We start from the raw sequence: 16,705 nt of genomic DNA on the forward strand, positions 1-16,705 counted from the left end.
AATGAAGACTATTCATCTGATCTCCTCCTGATGCAATGCGCTTTGTGTTCCGCCATCATTGTGATGGCAATCCTTCTGAAAATCATGTCGCGATTTTCGTTCAAATTCCGCGACCCGGCAGGGGTCTCAAAAAGCAGAGTTTTTGCGCGGCCTTGCAAGCCCATCGCATGTGATCTGAAAGGCGCAGGAAAACGCCGCTCGTCCGAACCGAGACGGCACGGTTCTGCCGGTGGATTGTTGCGGAGGCATTGCGACAGGATGCCGTGGGCGATCGCACCTGATGATGTTGCTCCCACCGACTTGGCGTTGGCATTTTTCAGCCAGACTGATCTAGTGTAACCGCGCATTGTGTTGCCCACACCTGCACAAGCGTAGCACTCTGAATTGATAGAGTTCCCCCTCGCTCCGTTCAGAGTGCCCCTCTCCAAACTGCCCTGTTGCCATGCTGCGATGCTTGCATTGAGAGACGCCTTTATCTGGCCTTGCATATTGCGTCTGCTTTTGGAAGTGGCAGCGACTGCTGATATGTCTCCCACCCTGTTGCGATTGGACAATATGAGCCAACATGTTTCAGTGCAGCGGCGCCTGATTTTCCTCAACCCGTCTCATGCGCTGCGCTGCGCTCAGAGCGGCCCCACGAGCCCGGCCTCTGCGAGGTCCGTGAGGCGGTCGTGCCAGCGCCCCGTTCAATGTGAAGTCGAGCACCAGCTTGCCTCAGGATTCATCATGAAAAATAAACTGTACTTTACGGCCTTTTGCCTTTTGCTTCTTTCAAGCTGCCCAAGTCTTGCTGGCGCAGAATACACATTTACATTCCACAACGATGGGGGAGACCCGGTGACGGTGGAGGCAATCAATCAGCTCACCAAGGCGGGGGATCCAGACACCTATTCCCATTGCATGGGTGATAATTGGCTGACCCCGCCGCCCAGCGCACCCGTGACAATCGCCGCTGGATCCGATTACACGGTCAAAAATGTCACCGATAAAAACACCGGCTCCTGCGGCGATGCCGTTAAATACAACAGCTGGCGCATCAGTAATGCAAACAACCATTCGCGGTTTGTAAACGCGCAGTTCAGCCACCAGGATGATCCTGTCCTTGGATGGACCACCATGATCAAGGAATATTACGGCGGTCCGGTCGACGAGAGTGCGCCCAATCCCAGTCAATCGCCCCGCCCGGTTATGTTCGCGGCAAAATGCGATGGTGTTGGCTGTTTGGATACGCCTGTTGCACAGCGCGGCAATAGTGCGATCGATATCTATGTCGGAAATTGATTGACAAGATTGCACAGCGGACGCTGCGGCCGGTGTGCACTATTCGTCTTCGCTACAGCTTCGATCGACGACAGCCATGCCCCTTCACAAGCGCAGATATCGCGCCGTGCCGATGGGCTGGCTGCAAGGCCTTGATCGAGCGCCCGAATGTGACCGGCCGACACAATCCTGTTAAGGCCACCGCGCAACCCGACGAGATCAGCCCCAGAATGCCCGTGGCAGAGGATTTTGCTTGCCTTGGGCTCTCGCCGTTTTATCAATCGACAAAAATGGCAGAGCCGATCGGAATTGCAGCGCTGGCGCGGCTTGGTCGCGATCGCGTCCCGCGTGGAATTCGGTGTCATCCCCCCCGATCAACCAGCCTCCTTGTTTGCAGGTCATATCGGTTAAGGGACGCGAAGACAGAGCAAAGGCCTCCATTCAGCTTTGGCGCATCGGCAGACAAGCAAGGGCTCTCCGCCAGCACCATCAAGACAATGGGTTAGAAGCGCACCAATGCCGGGGGACACGCCGGCCCCATGCCCGCATGCCCCCATGCCCCCATGGCCTGACTGCCCCCATGGCCTGACTGCCCCCATGGCCTGACTGCTATGTCCTGCGCAAAGCAATGAACTATTTGATCACATTCTTCTGACAGGGCATTCTATATTTTACTCATCTTCATAATACTACACTATTTAATGCAGATAACTTTTATCTCTATTCTCCACTATATTACAATTTAACCAAGCAGAGATTTGCCTGCGGGAAGTTAGGTTTGAGGTGTGGACATGACAGATGAGCCAATTGTTTCAAGGCGTTCTTTGCTGAAAGCTGGCCTGGCGGCCTCCACTGTGTCTCCGCTGCTGTCGGGGTTCTGCAACTGCGGTCTTGGACGTGCCCATGCGCAAGGCTATATCTCTACGCCGGTGACAACCCTTGATCACGCTGTTGTTCCAGGCGAATATTTAACCAAGGGCAAGCGTTATCGCAAACTGACCACCGACAATCCGCTTCCGATTATTGTCAGGGAGGATCTGGCTGGAGCAAAGCCGCAGCGCGACACACGCCGAACGGCGCTGGCGGCCTTTGTGCACCTGACCGATTTGCACATCATCGATGCCGCCTCGCCAAGTCATGCCGCCTTCATGCGGCAGTTTGGCGGCCTCAACGGGGTTATCGATGGCGCGCCCTTGTCGAATGCCTGGCGGCCCCATGACACACTCACCTTGCAAGTGCTGGACGCCATGGTGCGGCGCATCAACATTGTGCAGAAGGGGCCGGTTTCGGGCAGGACATTTGACTTTGCAATATCCACCGGAGACAATGCCGATACCAGAGCCACCCATGAATTGCAGGCCGTGATAACGACCTTAAACGGCGGCATAACAGCGATGTCAGCCGCAGATGCCCCCTATGTGGGGATTCAAGACAATGCCGTGGTTTCGCAAGAAACCTATGATGCTTACTGGCATCCTGAACCAAGCCCGGGCGGCCAAGCTGATGATCTCTGGAAAAGAGCCTATGGCTACCCCGTTGTTGAGGGTTTCCTGAGCGCAATAAACAGGCCGGTTGTGACACAGGGGCTGAACATGCCCTGGTATACCGGGTTCGGCAACCACGACGAGCTGGATTTCGGGGTGTTTTCCAGTGGCAATGTCAATGCATTCACTGCGGCAATAGGCGTTGGGAGCCGAGCCCCGGTTTCATTGCCACGCGGGATGAGCGCAAGCGACTTCATTGGTGAATTGGTTCAGGGCGATGGCGACATTGTCGAGCAGATGATTGCGTCGCTCCCGGCCAGAATCGTGAAAGCCGCCCCGGCACGCCGACCGTTCACAAAATCCGAGTTCATCAAACTACATATCGACAGTGCCGGCCCCCAAGGCCCACACGGGCATGGCTTCTCAGACGACAATCTGACCACTCAAAACGCCTATTATCGCTTCAGGATGGCGGAAGGGATGACGGGTATCATGCTTGATACCACCAATCCGCAGGGAGGACCAGATGGCTCGCTGGATATCAGGCAAGCGCAATGGCTGGAGGCGCAGTTGCGCTCCGTCTCCTCGCGTTATCGCACAGCGGATGGCACACAGGTTTCCACCCGAAACAAAGATGAGCTGGTCACAATCTTCTCTCATCATAATTCCATCACCTTTGATAATTTCAAGGGAATACCTCCCGCAGAACACGGCGTGACGCGTTTGGGGTCCGATGCCTTTCTGGCGCTTCTGGCACGATACCCCAATGTCATATTGTGGGTGAACGGGCATACCCATTGCAACCGGATCTGGGGACATTTTGATCCGCGCAATGAAGGACACGGCATTTGGGAAATCAATACCGCAGCGCATATTGATTATCCGCAGCAATCACGGACAGTAGAAATTGTCGACAATGCGGATGGCACCCTTTCGATCTTTGCGATTGTGATCGACCATTCGTCGCCAGACGCAATCATTCGCGACGGCCCTCAAACCCAGGCATCGCTCGCTGCCTTGAGCCTTGAACTGGCGATGAATGATCCGGCACTGGATCGTGCGTTCAGACTGGGGACACCGGAAGATCTCAATGTCGAACTCATTATCAACAAGCCATTCGACTGATCGTTGTCGGCTGCGCATTGTGATCTGTTCGATTGGTGCGGCAACATAAGCGGGTGAGAGAAACTCGCCCGGTTCGCTGCCAACGCGAATTTGCAAAGCATTGAGTGTGAGAACCAGCATCGCTCGCCAAGGTGAAATATCCCGCGGGATTGCCACTGAACAGACAAAGAGCATGGCCCTGCCCTGTTCCTTTGCTGCGAAGACGGATGTCGCCCGGCAGGCTTTGCACCGCGCATCGTCAAACGCATGGCTGCAAACAAGGACGCGCGAAGCCAGCAGCAAAGCGCTTGGCCAAGGGCTGCTTTGACAAAGTGGGAGCATGGAGAGTGCGAGCATGGTTGAAGGGTGTCGAACAGATGCTGGAGGTGAAGAAAGCCTGATATTAACGGCACCTGGCGGCGATCAATATTCCCGCAATAATTTATGGTAATCCAATAATCTGATTTAAGGCCAAGGGAATGCAGCGCGCGAAACTAACACAATTCAAGATTGCCGGTCTATCGGCGCGGCTCAGCAATGCTCAGCCTGAGCGCATTGAAGCGTTGTGGGAACAATTCTTCAAAGCAGATATCGGGAATTTTATCTCCTCAAAAGCGGGAAATGACATTTATTGCGTTTATCACTCCTACGAAGGCGATCATCTTGCGCCGTTCTGCATGACCATCGGATACAAGGTGCCTGCTGATTTTTCCGAGGAGAGCGATTTTTCGGTGGTCACGATTCCGGCGCAGACCGTTGCGCAGTTCGAAGTGATCGGAGAACAGCCGCAGGCGTTGATTGCCCAATGGCAGCAGATTTGGCAGTCGGCAATTGACCGCGCTTACCGTGCCGATTTCGATCTCTATGACGCCTCTCGCTCGGATCGGGTTGTGATCCATGTCGGGCGCGCATAGCAAGAGATCACCGAATTAACTGGGTCACATGTTGGTCGGTTCTTATCGTGTTGGACGGGGATATCCGGCGCGCAGCATTTGAGACGAAGAGTTTTGCGGGACAAAGATCAGGCGTTGAACCACAGCGATCAGAAGGCAATTGCAGATCCGATGGTCTCCAATAAACTGGGATAGATGCCCCATAGGTAACTGGCTAGGCTAGCGCAAAGCAGCGGAATGCCAACAAACTTTCGCGCCGGTGGGAGCATTTCGAAAATGGTAGAACGAACGACCATGAACGTCATTTACATCATCATTCGTCTGGCTGTTGTTCTGAGCGTCCCCGCGGTCGCCATCGCAAAGCCGACCTTGTCGCTTGCCACCAATCTGCAGCTTGAGGGACTCATCCGCGAACCCATGCAACTGCAGGTCGACGGCGCGGACGGTCGACCCGTGACACTTGATGCATTTGTGACGCGTCCTTCCGCTCGGGGCAGATGGCCGGTCGCACTTCTCACCCCCGGCGCCGACGGGTCGGTTCAACAAGACAAGCTTGAATTGAACCCGAACCGCCTCTCGGCAGCGGCGATCACATTTGCGAGGCATGGCTATGCGGCGGTTGTGGTATTACGACAGGGATATGGCCGCTCAAGCGGCATCACCGATTATGAGGGCAATTCCTGTGCAATCCCACGCCATCAGCGAGCCGGCAAAGTGGCGCGTGATGATGTCCTCATTGCTCTCAAAGCAATCACAGGCCAGCCCTGGGCGTCTGCGGATAAAGCGGTGCTTGTGGGTTTGTCGGCTGGTGGCTTCGCGGTGCTTGCCGCCGGCGCGACGAATCCAGTTGGCGTTCAGGCGGTCATCAGCTTTGATGGCGGGAGGGGAGCAACCGGCGAAGCGGATGGATCGATTTGCGGGAAAGCTGAATTGCTTGCTGCCTTGCAATCTTATGGTCATTCAGCCCGGACGCCCACATTGTGGATTTATGCACAAAACGACAGGTCGTTCCCTCTTAAATTTGCCAGAGAGATGTTTGATCGCTATCGGGATGAAGACGGGCATGCTGAATTCTTCCAAGGACCGCCGTTCAATGAAGACGGCCATGCATTTTTCGCGTCAGCTCCCGAGGAATTCTGGTGGCCGCGCGTCGCAGAGTTCTTGCACAAGCATGCGTTGCCCAGCGTTGCAATCATGGCCTTGAACGACGTAAGGCTGCCGTTCCCGCGGGGCCTGACGGATCAGGGAAAAAGCGCGTTTGTCGAATACCAGCACGAAAGAACCTATGAGAAGGCCTTTGCTACCAACGGCGAAGGAGCGTGGGGAACCGCAAAATGGGCAAGGACACAGGCTGAGGCCGCAACACAGGCGATCACGTCCTGTGAAGATGCAAAGAGCACAAAGGCGCCGACCTGTATGCTATATGCTGCGGGAGACCAGATCACAGCGGAGAATTTGTCTTCGGAGACGATTGATGGCCGTGCACAACCGCGCATACTGATGCGGGCGCGGTAGCTGTCGGCGAAGCTGTCAAATCCACCGATGACCATATCAGCTGGGCCTGCCGGGCCAGCGAGCAGTTCGCGTTGAGGATGAGGCAGCGCCAGATCCGAGGCGGGCCGCGATGGCTGGATCGACTGCGATCCTTCTTGCGGCATTGGTCGCTGATGCGATCTCAGAGAATCTTGTCCGGATCAGGCGGCGGTTGCTGGTCTGACGGCTCGGATTTGATCACCTTGCCATTGGAGAACAGGACAAGCGTGATCAAGGCGAAGATCATGATGATGATGGCGACATCAAATGCATTGACCGCACAGGCGATACCGATTGCACCGGTTGACCAGAGGCTTGCGGCGGTTGCGGTTCCCTTGACAGAAGTGCTCAGGCGCAGAATGGCGCCACCGCCGATAAAACCCATGCCAGTAATCACCCCTTCGATAATCCGGGCGAGTGCCTCCGGATTGTCGGTGGTCACCCCTTCGGTCGCCTGCACAAAGCCGCAACTGGCGACGGCGACAAGTGGAAAGGTGCGTAAGCCTGCGCTGCGTTCCTCACGCTCGCGATGAAAGCCGATCGGCAGCGCCAGAACATAGGCGGCGGCCAGCGTGATGATATGTGGCCAGACATTGAAATTATCGGAATTAAGCGCTTCATGCAGCGCCGCATAAAACTGATCCATCTGTGACCTTCCCTGCTGGTGGTTCATCAACGAAGATCTTCGTATAACGTTCCCAAACAGTGTTGGGCTCTAGCGCCGTGGACCGTGCGGCTGCCAGATGATATCAAACGGGACCGACTGCGCAGTTTGCTGGGTGAGACAGATAAAAGCATGAATGGGCCGGGACAGTTCAGGTGCTTCAATCCGCAGGAGGATCTCCTGGCTGGCGGTTGCGGGATTGACATGGATAAAGGCTGTTCCGATTTGTGTGCCCTGTGACAGGATCCGGAAATCCGCGGCCGTCTCGCATGATTTGGATATCGGCTCCAATCGGATCGGCGCATCAAGCATCAGTGTCCGCAGATAGCCCTGATAGCAGCCGTTGGGGGCGGCGCTGATTGTTCCGATTGCAGGCATTTGCATTCTCCTCAACCAAAGGGCGAATTCCCTTCGTGAGAGATCGGCCGAACCCGCTCACAGGCAGCGATGCAAGGTTCGTTTGAACGGGTTTTTGGAGCGCAGCGCGCGCGAGGAGCCGAACCGGCGGGGAAAAACACGGGGTGCCCTGGCACAAACGTGGCCTTGCATTGTTGCCGGGCGGGTTCAGATTTCTAGCGAAGGGGACAAGCCGTGATGGGTGAGGACGACGATTGGGCTGCGCGGCGCGGATCAGCCGCGGAAGATGCAGGCACGGGGCTTGATTGCGGCGACCGCTGCCAATGAAAAACGGTCCGCGCATCGCGCGGCTCGATGGCAGCGATCTGACTTGACCGTGCCGTTGTGCGGCGGTCAGTACGGGGTATTGCTGAGCAGAAGAAACATAGCCGTGACGATTATGGCTGCAACCAGCACGGCTGCCACAATGGCTGCTATGGCCGTGCTCTGCACGGGCTTGTTCTGAATCATGGAATTTTTCCTTTGTTCAAAAGTCAAAAGCCTGCGCTGCCGGCGCTGGTGAGGGCTTTTGCGGCCGCTATCCGTCCTTGATGCGCTTCCCGCGGCATTACGCTTGCGCGCGGTTGCCCTGCATTGTCATAAGGCGATGACCGCATCGCTCCCTCAGGCGCGCCAGTGCGCGGTTTCAACCAGAACGCCCGCCGCGCGTGCGGCCCTGATAAACAAGGCACGAGCCTGCGTGGACTGCCCCTCCATCTCAGCGATACAGGCATTGATCGCCGCAGCATGGAGGTGCGTCTGGGACGTGGAGGCGCGCGTTTGCAATAGCCAATCGAGCGCCGTGGCAATATTGGTGATGGTCAGTCGGCTTTGATCATCCTTGCCGACCAGCTCTATCGGTTGCCCCCATTCCATGGTGAGAAAACTCCTTTGACTGCTCGAAAAGAAGATCCCGATCGGGTGCAACCTTGGATCCTGTCGAGGGGATGGCCAGATCTGGCTGTCGCGCACCCGCCTGCCCGCGCGGATGGCAATGGGGGCGAACCAGAACGAGATTTGCGGCACTTGGCGACAGCGATAAGGTGGTGATGCGTTCGTCGGGCTCGGCGGAATCGTCCCGTGGGAGGCGTCTGCCTCCCCAGATCTCGATGGCAAGCGGCCGGCAGTCACCGGCAAGAGGTGGTTCCCAGCAGATTTCGATCGTTTCACCCCCGGGGAATTCGAGAACCACCGAGCGCGCCGTTACGGCGAGCATCTCTTCATCATTTGCAAGATAGGCTGTTACGGCATCATGTTCTGGCATTCGGATATCCTGATACTAAAAAAGGAGGATGAAAGGGCTGGGGATGAGAACAGTGCACAGATACCGTTCTGCCGGGACCCGGACCGGCCGAACGGCTGGAAAAATCACTCTTGTTGGCAGAGCAACGGGCTGGACCTCAGCGTGACATTCCGCGTCACATTCGGCGCGACATTCGGCATCAGGCGGCATCAGGCGGCATCAGGCGGCAAGCCATTCACGTCTTTGTTGGCCTTGCACAGGCTAACACCCGCCGACAGGGCCAAACAATCGCAAGAAATTGCCGCTAATAATTGCGGCTGGCCCCTGAGGCTTGGCCGGCGGTTCCGCGATCCCTCTTGACCTGGCTCAAGCGCCGCCTGGACTCTGAGGGATGAAAGCGCACCCCTCCAGCAGCGGCTGTGATAATGGATCACAGCAAAAGATGCTTTCCTCTAATGGCGTGTGAGCGCCACCACCGGGTCCAGTCTGGACGCGTTGCGGGCCGGAATGAAGCCGAACCCGACGCCAATCAGCGATGAGCAAAGGATTGCGATCAGGATTGAGCCGGTGGAATAGATGAGCGCGAACATGCTGTTGAACTGGGCAAACACAACTCCGAAGCCAAGCGCAAGGGCCGTGCCGGCAAGCCCTCCTAGCAGGCAAACCAGAACCGATTCAATCAGGAACTGTTGCAGAATATCGCTTTGTCGCGCCCCCACGGCCATGCGCACACCAATCTCGTTGATCCGTTCGGATACCGAGACCAGCATGATGTTCATCACGCCAATGCCGCCGACAAAAAGCGATATGCCGGCGATGCTTGCAACCAGCAAAGCCAATGTTGCGGTGGTTGCTTCAATGGTCTTCTGCAGGCTGCTGGTATTGAAGATGAAAAAGTCTTTCGCCCCGTGCCGCAAGCTCAGGAAGGATGTGATGATCTTTTCGGCAGTGGCCGGATCCATCCTATCGGCAACACGCACGATGATCGACTGCAGGCTACGGGTTCCGGTCATGCGGGTTTGCACCGTGGTGTAGGGCAGATAGATCTCAAGATTCTGCGAGGCACCCATCCCCTGTTCCTGCGCTTTCACCACACCGATAATGCGCAGCGGCGTCTGCCGCAGCATCACAATCTTCCCGATCACTGTCCCCTGCTCATGCTCAAACAGCGTCTTGCGGGCATTTTCGTCAATCAGCGCGTCCTGGACGCGCTGTTGCACGGCTGCGGGATCGAAGAACCGCCCTTCGAGCAATCTGCTTTTCCGGGTGACGAAATATTGCGGGCCGACGCCATTGACGGTCACGCTGACTTCCTTGTTGCCCACGCGCACGGTCGAGGCGGTGGACACCAAAGGCGTGGCCGCAATGACATAGGGCATCTTTTCGAGCTGCTGGGCGTCACTGATCGTCAGCGTCGTGATTTGCGCGGCCTTGAGATCACCAAATCCGCGGCCGGGGCTGATATAAAGCGTATTGCTGCCAAGATCGCTGATCTGTTCAAGGATTTTCTTTTGTGAGCCCTGGCCGAGCGCGATCACGCAAACCACAGAAGCTGTACCGATGATGATGCCGAGCATGGTAAGGAATGTACGCATGCGATGGGCATTCATCGACCGCAGCGCCATAGCGAAGGCTTCGAGGAACCGGTCTTTCCATCCGTTGAGAAAATGCGACCTGCCATTGCCTGCTGACGGTTGAGGCTGATGTGGCTGCTCGCCCCCCACACGCCTGGCCTTGCGATCATCGGCAATGATCGTCCCGTCGCTGATTTCGATGATGCGGTTGGCCCGTTCGGCGACGGCACGATCATGGGTGACAATAATGATCGTGTGACCCTCGTCATTGAGTTGCTGTAAAATTGCAAGCACATCCTCGCCGCTCTGGCGGTCGAGTGCACCGGTTGGTTCATCGGCAAGGATCACTGCAGCGTCATTGATGAGCGCGCGGGCGATCGAAACCCGCTGCTGCTGGCCGCCCGAAAGCTGATTGGGGCGATGGTGCAGTCGTTCACCCATACCCAGGCGTTGCAGGATGCTGCTGGCCTTTTCTCGTCGTGCCTTGCGGTCGCGCCCCGCATAGATGGCAGGGATTTCAACATTACCGACCGCATCGAGTTCGCTGAGCAGGTGATAGCGTTGAAAGATAAAGCCGAAATGCTCGCGTCGCAACAGCGCAAGTTCATCGGGGGAAAGATCTGCGGTTTCCCGCCCGCAAATCCGATAGGTCCCTTCGGACGGTCTGTCGAGGCATCCCAGAATATTCATCAATGTCGATTTGCCGGAGCCGGAAGCCCCGATAATGGCGACCATCTCGCCACGCTCAATCGTCAGCGCGATATTGTTGAGCACCTGGGTGAAGCCGTCACCGGCAGAATAGCGGCGATAAATGCCTTCAAGCGCGATCAGCGGAGCTTTTGCCATCTCACAATTCCGTCGCGGCATCGCTTGAAACCGCATCGGGATCGGGAAGCTGATTATCAGTCAGAATTGTCTCGCCTGCCTTGAGCCCGGAGCGGATTTCCGTGTTGATCTTGTCTGAAATGCCTGTGACAACGAGACGATCACTGGTGCGGCCGTCAGGGCCGAGCACACGCACAATGGCTTTGTTGTCTTCCGCGCGGCGCAGCGCAGAGACCGGGGCGATCAGCACATCGCGGGCCTCATCCAGAACAATATGGATTTCGGCCGTCATATAGGTCTTCAGGAACCCGTCTTTGTTGGGTACCTGAAAAATTCCCTTGTAGTAGATTGCCACAGCAGAGGTTGCCGGGGCAGCAGCCACGCTGCTGGCAGCGAAGCTCTTGTCATTGACAATGGTGTCAGGCGCGGGATTGATGGTGGCAAGCTTTGCCTGATAGCGCTTGGCGCTGTCACCGGATACGGTGAAATAGACAGCCAAGCCGGGCTGCACCCTGGTGATATCGGCCTCGGAAATATCCGCCTCAACCGTCATCGTGTCGAGTGCACCCAGAATGGCAATCGTCGGGGCCGACTGAGCGGCATTCACCGTCTGGCCTTCCTGAACAAGGGTCGCAAGCACCGTGCCATCGATCGGCGCGGTGATCCGTGTATAGGCAAGATTGGTTTCGGCGATCTTGACTTCAACCTGCGCGGCGGCGATGACCGCTTCGCTGTGGCTGAGCTGGGCCTCCTGCACCTTGAGCGCGCTGATGGCCTTGTCATATTCGGAGCGCGCGATGGCCTTGTTTGCGACCATGAGTTGGTTGCGGGCAAGTTCGCTGCGCGCGAGTTCGAGTTGCGCGGTATTTTGCGCGCGGGTCGCCGCATTCTGGCGCAAGGTTGCCTGGGCTTTCTGCAGCTCGTTTTGCTGCGATGTGGCATCGATCAGCGCGATGACGTCGCCCTTGCGGACCTTTTGGCCCGGCCGCACCTTCAACGAGAGAATACGGCCGGTGGCCTGTGCCCCGATCGCCACCAGGCTCTGCGGTTTCAGCACCCCCGTTGCAAGAACCGCGCTTTCCAGATTGCCGCGCGCAATGCGCGTTGTGGCAGGCAGGGGCGCGTCGCTGTTTAATCGTGTGATGATGACAAAGCCGATGCCCGAGGCGAGAACAAGCAGGGCAAGCCAGAGCCGCCAGCGCACCGCTCGCTTGGAGGAGGATGTCGTGGTTTTCATGGCAGCCTCGTCGATACGGGTGTTTTTATCAGGTGCGGACCGGAATAGCCGTCGATGACTTCCGGTTTGCCTGTGTCCAGCCGACCTTGCCAGGAACCGCCAAGCGCCTTTTGGAGCGCGATGTAATTGACCACCAGATCGGTTCGGATCTCCGCGAGACTTGTTTCGGCATTCAGGAGGTCGCGCTGGGCGTTCAACACATCGATGAAACTCTTGCTTCCTCCCTCAAATTGCGCGAGCGTGAGTTCTCTGATCTTGCGGCTGTTGCGGACGATCGTCTGCAACTGCGCGGCGCGCAGATGGTTCTGATTGAATGCGACGCTTGCATTCTCCACTTCACTGAGCGCCGTCAGAATTGCTTTTCTATAGGCAATCAAGGTCAGGTCGCGGCCTGCCCTTGCGCCATCGACTTCGGCGTTCAGCTTGCCGCCCTGAAAGATCGGAACAGATAAGGTCGGCCCGAAGCTCCAGCCGATCGTTGAGCGTTTTGCGAGATCGCCGAAATTGGCGCCGCCGGTATTGATGGCTCCGCTCAGCGAAACACTCGGGTAAAGGGCGGCCTCCGCCTGCCCGATCTTGGCTGTGGCGCTGGCATAATCGTGCTGCGCTGCACGCAGGTCCGGACGCCACAACAGCAGATCCGCCGGCAGACCCGCCGCCGCTGCGCGCGGCACGGTGGGTATTGCCGCCGGCTTGGCGAGTGTTTGTGCGATCACCATGCTCGATTGCCCGACCAGAACAGTCAAACTGTTGAGATAGGACGCGTAGCGGATGCGCAAGCTCGGTATCTGAGCAAGCGTTGTCGCTGCCTGGGTTTGAGCGCTGAGCAGATCGACCTGCGATATCTGGCCAGCGCTGAACTGGGTTCCAGTCAGCGCGACGGTCCGCTGCTGAGCCGCCGCATTGCGGTCGGCAATGGCAATGATTGCCTCTGCACCGCGCAACTGCGCATAGTTGATTGCAACCTCGCCGATCAATGTGAGCAGCACCGCCTGCATCTGTTCATCGGCGGACAAGGCGTTGTAATAGGCTGCCTCAACGCCGCGTCGGTTGCCGCCAAACAGATCCAGTTCCCAGCGGGTCTGAAAGCTCAGATTGGTGGCGCTGGACGCCAGCGTTGCTGCACTATCACTGCGCTTATAGCCGACGTCGCTATTGAGTGAGGGGGAGAGCGTCGCGCCTGTCGCGGCAAGCTGCGCGCGCGCCAGGCGGACCTTGGCTTTGGCATCGGCCAAGCTGACGCTCGACATCATGGCTTGTGCAATCAGCGCGTTAAGAACCGGGTCATTGAGCCGCTTCCACCAATCACCACGCAGGGGAGCCCGCATATCGGTGTTGCCGTTGAAGGCCGCAGGGGTGATGACGACCGGCTTGTGGACGTCGGGTCCGACAGTGACACAAGAGGCAACAAACGGCAGGAATCCGATGATCCATGATGGGCGAAGAAATTGACTAACCAATCGTTATTCCTGAAAATCTGCTGTTTCTCATCATTTTCGGGCGGCACGCGCATTTGTTCTATCCGGATCAGTGGCCCGAACAGGCATTGAACACGCGCTTTTCATTGACCGAGCCGCGGTCGCCATTGCTGCGTACTATCGGCTTGATCGCCTTCAAGACCCACTTCCTTGTCCTACTTGTCCAACTTCGACATTGCGGCAGCATTGCGTGCGGCATCAAAATCAATACAGGTCTTAACTTGGTCGCGGAGGGGGCATGCAATCGCACGATCAGGCGATGCGACTTTCAGTCTGCGATCAAATTCGCGGTCGGGTGCGTGAGCGCGCAGCCCGATCGCCGCTACAACCGTCCGGTAAAATGACCGCCCCAGCCCTCATTTACACTTTCAGTCCGCGGCTCTTCAGAGCAATAGCAGCGCCATCGGTCGGCCTGCGACCGCACCACCCAGCAATTGAAGCACAGTATCGGCTGGCAGCATTGGTGCCACCCATCATGAATGCGGTGGCAATAGCCACAAGAGCGATGCGCAACGTTGTCATATGGTTTTGTCCCGGTGCGTTTGCATATTGAAACTCCTGCATGGCTTGCGAGGTAATTTCGACCTCGGCAGCGGCGGCATGAGAGCCAATCGCCATCGAAATGCAAAGCACCGTCAGAAATGTGAAACTATTCAATCGCAATCCCTCAATATTGCCGACCGACAGGCAATAACATTTGGCGAAGATTATGAGATGCGAATATAAAAGGAAATTCCCAGATTGTTGCGATCAAGAACCCACGTGGACCGGGCAATCTTCCCAAGGTAATTTTTCAAAGTCACAACCGACACTCGTTCGCGCTCGATGCTCCTGCTCCGCCCGCCCGCCATGAATTTCTGTGGGCTTTTGCGCTTCAACCTCTGGCTTCGCCGATCGCGCTGCGTGCGAGTTCTGCCAACCTTGCCAGGCCCTGGAAAACCTCTCGGCCCCGCGCTGACGCCGTGTCGATGTCACCGTCCGGGACTCAAATTCAAAAAGCAATGGGGGAACAAGCGATGCGTTTAGTCGCGTTGAGGCTGTATGAGAGGAATGTGTGGCTTCCCTTGCAGCTAACCCTGACCATGAAGTCAGCCGCAACCGGGCGCCGATCAGCCCGCTTCAATATTGGGACGCGCTTTTGGGAGACCGCATCGCGCAGGGTACACGGTCGCAGCGCAAGAACAGGCGGACCGGGATTTCAAGCCGGAAGCAATCCAATGGCCACTGCGCACGACGCGTGCGACGCGACCGACCTTTTACGTGAGCCTTTGCTGCGCCGGGGACCCGAACCCCAACTGCGCAGCTGCGAGGGCGCAATCGTCGATGAGCTGTCACGTCACAAGCCCCCAAGATACGGGAACGGATGGAGACATGAGCCGCAAGACCAGCATTGATTGTGCCGTTTACGCCGGTGGTCAGCCGGATCGACGCCTCCTGACCCGCCTTAAGGCGATGTTGTTCAAGGCGGAAGAACCACCTGTCAGCAGACCATTGGTACGGACTGGCAGGCGTGTCGAAATCATCGATTCAGACGAATGCGTCAATTGCTCGAGCCCCGGCGAATACCAACCCCAATTTAGGTCGCGTGAAGCGAAGAAGCTCGGATCTGTTTTCCTGGGTAAAATGCAGTCAGCAATAGCGGAGGTCGCCCCGGATAAAGAGGCGACGTCAGCAAACGACAAGATGCCCCAGCTTCAAAGCGAGGCACCAATTCTCAAAAGGGGTAGATCGCGTTGGATATAGCGCCCCATGATTTCGGACAGGAGTGGATTGCCGGCATCAGCGGCGTTGGCAGCGGTCAATGTGACGACAGCCGAACAAAGCTTGCCCGCCTGAAGGCTCTCTCCTGAAAATGTGGCTTCTTGCGCGACTGCCATCTCCGACCAGGCCGATTTGATGGCTGCCAGCGCCTTGTCTGCGGATTTACAATCGCCATAGGAAAGGGAAATCGCCACAGCCGGCGCGGCTTTAGTCTGAACGTCAGCGATGATACCAGCAAGGTAGGGCGGAAGGCCCGCCTCATGGTCCTTTACGATCGCTTCGAGGTTTTGCCGTGCGCTGTCGGCATCCAGGGAGGAAGCCGCCAGCACCTTTTGCGGATCGGCTCCTTCCATGCCAAAAATCGGCGAGATGACAGCGGCCTGCACAATCTGTGCGCCGTCCGTCGAAACTGAAGCCTTGAGACCGGCGATCGAAGCGAGAACCAACGGACTTTCGGCAACCGCGGGATTTGGTTGAGCGATTTCTTTGAGATGGTTGGGCGAGCTCGCCTCGATCAGGGCGCTTCCAATCGGAAGCACAAAGCGCGCGGTTCCCATCGCCCCGCGCCATGGGTCCTTGGCATTGGCTTTTGATAGATCCATTTTTCCGGCTTCACCGTTGGCGAGGAGGCCCGGAACAGCCGGGTCGGCAGCAGCAAAATCCGATTGTTTCAGGCTTTCGAGCAACTGTGTGACGCTGGCCTGATCTTTGAGCCCCCAATAGGTGACACTCGCCGGAGCCTGTCCGTAGGCCGCAAAATAAGCGACGTCATCGAAAGCGACTTTGGCATGGCTTGACCACGCATCCAATCCATAGCCGATCGGTTGCAGGGCGGGAATCTGCTGAACCAGAGCCAGCCGGCGCATGGCCTCTGCGGAAGGGGCTGCTTCATCAAGCCCGCGCCATGCCTTGATATCGACGAACAGGATCTGCATCGCGTCAGGCGTTGAAAGCGCTGCTTGCGGTATTTGCGCCAGGGCTTTCTGCAAGTTTTCTGTGCTGTCCTGTGCAAAGGCGGAACCGGTAAAGCCTATCATCAATCCCATGGCACAAGTCGTCATACGCATTGTTTTCTCCCGTCAACGCACTGCCTGACACCACAAAAATCACCATTGACACGCATGATAGCGCGAGATCGGATTGATGGTGGGATCAGACCAAAGACCTGCTTTGACCATTCAAGACAGCGTAGTGTCAACCTTTGCATGTCCGATCGATGAGCCCGACGAGGCGGGTTTAACCGCTCAAACCAG

General features: G+C 57.0%; 13 protein-coding genes. 4 read left to right on the top strand and 9 right to left on the bottom strand.

Features of this window, described 5'->3' with window-relative positions; genetic code table 11:
• The first annotated feature begins 726 nt into the window (after positions 1-726).
• From ABWV94_RS20430 to ABWV94_RS20445, 4 genes are all read left to right on the top strand, one after another.
• On the top strand, positions 727-1,281 hold the full coding sequence (locus ABWV94_RS20430) for a hypothetical protein (protein ID WP_162761789.1): 555 nt from the start codon (positions 727-729) through the stop codon (positions 1,279-1,281).
• Positions 1,282-2,051: 770 nt separating this feature from the next.
• Positions 2,052-3,869, top strand: a complete 1,818-nt coding sequence (locus tag ABWV94_RS20435) for a TIGR03767 family metallophosphoesterase (protein WP_353415176.1) — start codon at positions 2,052-2,054, stop codon at positions 3,867-3,869.
• A 458-nt stretch (positions 3,870-4,327) separates the two neighbouring features.
• On the top strand, positions 4,328-4,762 hold the full coding sequence (locus tag ABWV94_RS20440; RefSeq protein ID WP_353415177.1) for a GyrI-like domain-containing protein: 435 nt from the start codon (positions 4,328-4,330) through the stop codon (positions 4,760-4,762).
• A 255-nt stretch (positions 4,763-5,017) separates the two neighbouring features.
• Positions 5,018-6,256, top strand: a complete 1,239-nt coding sequence (locus tag ABWV94_RS20445; protein ID WP_353415178.1) for an alpha/beta hydrolase family protein — start codon at positions 5,018-5,020, stop codon at positions 6,254-6,256.
• A gap of 160 nt (positions 6,257-6,416) precedes the next feature.
• Here the strand turns inward: ABWV94_RS20445 and ABWV94_RS20450 are convergent, their stop codons facing one another.
• From ABWV94_RS20450 to ABWV94_RS20490, 9 genes are all read right to left on the bottom strand, one after another.
• Positions 6,417-6,920 carry an MgtC/SapB family protein gene (locus tag ABWV94_RS20450; protein ID WP_113496226.1) on the bottom strand — a complete coding sequence of 168 codons (504 nt, stop codon included), beginning with the start codon at positions 6,918-6,920 and terminating at the stop codon, positions 6,417-6,419.
• 69 nt (positions 6,921-6,989) lie between these two features.
• Positions 6,990-7,316 carry a DUF736 family protein gene (locus tag ABWV94_RS20455; protein ID WP_353415179.1) on the bottom strand — a complete coding sequence of 109 codons (327 nt, stop codon included), beginning with the start codon at positions 7,314-7,316 and terminating at the stop codon, positions 6,990-6,992.
• 642 nt (positions 7,317-7,958) lie between these two features.
• Positions 7,959-8,210: a DUF982 domain-containing protein gene (locus ABWV94_RS20460; protein ID WP_113496228.1), complete on the bottom strand. Its 252-nt coding sequence runs from the start codon at positions 8,208-8,210 to the stop codon at positions 7,959-7,961.
• Positions 8,170-8,598, bottom strand: a complete 429-nt coding sequence (locus tag ABWV94_RS20465; protein ID WP_353415180.1) for a hypothetical protein — start codon at positions 8,596-8,598, stop codon at positions 8,170-8,172. Before ABWV94_RS20465 ends, ABWV94_RS20460 begins: the two co-directional genes overlap by 41 nt.
• Before the next feature lie 431 nt (positions 8,599-9,029).
• The gene (locus ABWV94_RS20470) at positions 9,030-10,997 is read right to left on the bottom strand and encodes a MacB family efflux pump subunit (protein ID WP_353415181.1); all 1,968 of its coding nucleotides are present in this window, start codon (positions 10,995-10,997) and stop codon (positions 9,030-9,032) included.
• A 1-nt stretch (position 10,998) separates the two neighbouring features.
• On the bottom strand, positions 10,999-12,213 hold the full coding sequence (locus ABWV94_RS20475) for an efflux RND transporter periplasmic adaptor subunit (protein ID WP_113496231.1): 1,215 nt from the start codon (positions 12,211-12,213) through the stop codon (positions 10,999-11,001).
• Positions 12,210-13,673: an efflux transporter outer membrane subunit gene (locus ABWV94_RS20480; protein WP_353415182.1), complete on the bottom strand. Its 1,464-nt coding sequence runs from the start codon at positions 13,671-13,673 to the stop codon at positions 12,210-12,212. Before ABWV94_RS20480 ends, ABWV94_RS20475 begins: the two co-directional genes overlap by 4 nt.
• A gap of 378 nt (positions 13,674-14,051) precedes the next feature.
• The gene (locus ABWV94_RS20485) at positions 14,052-14,348 is read right to left on the bottom strand and encodes a hypothetical protein (protein ID WP_353415183.1); all 297 of its coding nucleotides are present in this window, start codon (positions 14,346-14,348) and stop codon (positions 14,052-14,054) included.
• A 1,037-nt stretch (positions 14,349-15,385) separates the two neighbouring features.
• Positions 15,386-16,519 (bottom strand): hypothetical protein, encoded by a 1,134-nt coding sequence (locus tag ABWV94_RS20490; protein ID WP_353415184.1) that lies wholly within the window; start codon positions 16,517-16,519, stop codon positions 15,386-15,388.
• Positions 16,520-16,705: the final 186 nt, after the last annotated feature.

Origin of the sequence: Brucella sp. NBRC 12953 (assembly GCF_040369775.1) — a bacterium.
In the GTDB taxonomy this organism is placed as follows: Bacteria; Pseudomonadota; Alphaproteobacteria; order Rhizobiales; family Rhizobiaceae; genus Brucella; species Brucella pseudogrignonensis.

Excerpts from the sequence above, each read along its gene's own strand:
- ABWV94_RS20440 (WP_353415177.1), top strand. The coding sequence starts at position 4,328 with ATGCAGCGCGCGAAACTAACACAATTCAAGATTGCCGGTCTATCGGCG.
- ABWV94_RS20445 (WP_353415178.1), top strand. The coding sequence starts at position 5,018 with ATGGTAGAACGAACGACCATGAACGTCATTTACATCATCATTCGTCTG.
- ABWV94_RS20460 (WP_113496228.1), bottom strand. The coding sequence starts at position 8,210 with ATGGAATGGGGGCAACCGATAGAGCTGGTCGGCAAGGATGATCAAAGC.
- ABWV94_RS20435 (WP_353415176.1), top strand. The coding sequence starts at position 2,052 with ATGACAGATGAGCCAATTGTTTCAAGGCGTTCTTTGCTGAAAGCTGGC.
- ABWV94_RS20455 (WP_353415179.1), bottom strand. The coding sequence starts at position 7,316 with ATGCCTGCAATCGGAACAATCAGCGCCGCCCCCAACGGCTGCTATCAG.
- ABWV94_RS20465 (WP_353415180.1), bottom strand. The coding sequence starts at position 8,598 with ATGCCAGAACATGATGCCGTAACAGCCTATCTTGCAAATGATGAAGAG.
- ABWV94_RS20430 (WP_162761789.1), top strand. The coding sequence starts at position 727 with ATGAAAAATAAACTGTACTTTACGGCCTTTTGCCTTTTGCTTCTTTCA.
- ABWV94_RS20475 (WP_113496231.1), bottom strand. The coding sequence starts at position 12,213 with ATGAAAACCACGACATCCTCCTCCAAGCGAGCGGTGCGCTGGCGGCTC.
- ABWV94_RS20450 (WP_113496226.1), bottom strand. The coding sequence starts at position 6,920 with ATGGATCAGTTTTATGCGGCGCTGCATGAAGCGCTTAATTCCGATAAT.
- ABWV94_RS20470 (WP_353415181.1), bottom strand. The coding sequence starts at position 10,997 with ATGGCAAAAGCTCCGCTGATCGCGCTTGAAGGCATTTATCGCCGCTAT.
- ABWV94_RS20490 (WP_353415184.1), bottom strand. The coding sequence starts at position 16,519 with ATGCGTATGACGACTTGTGCCATGGGATTGATGATAGGCTTTACCGGT.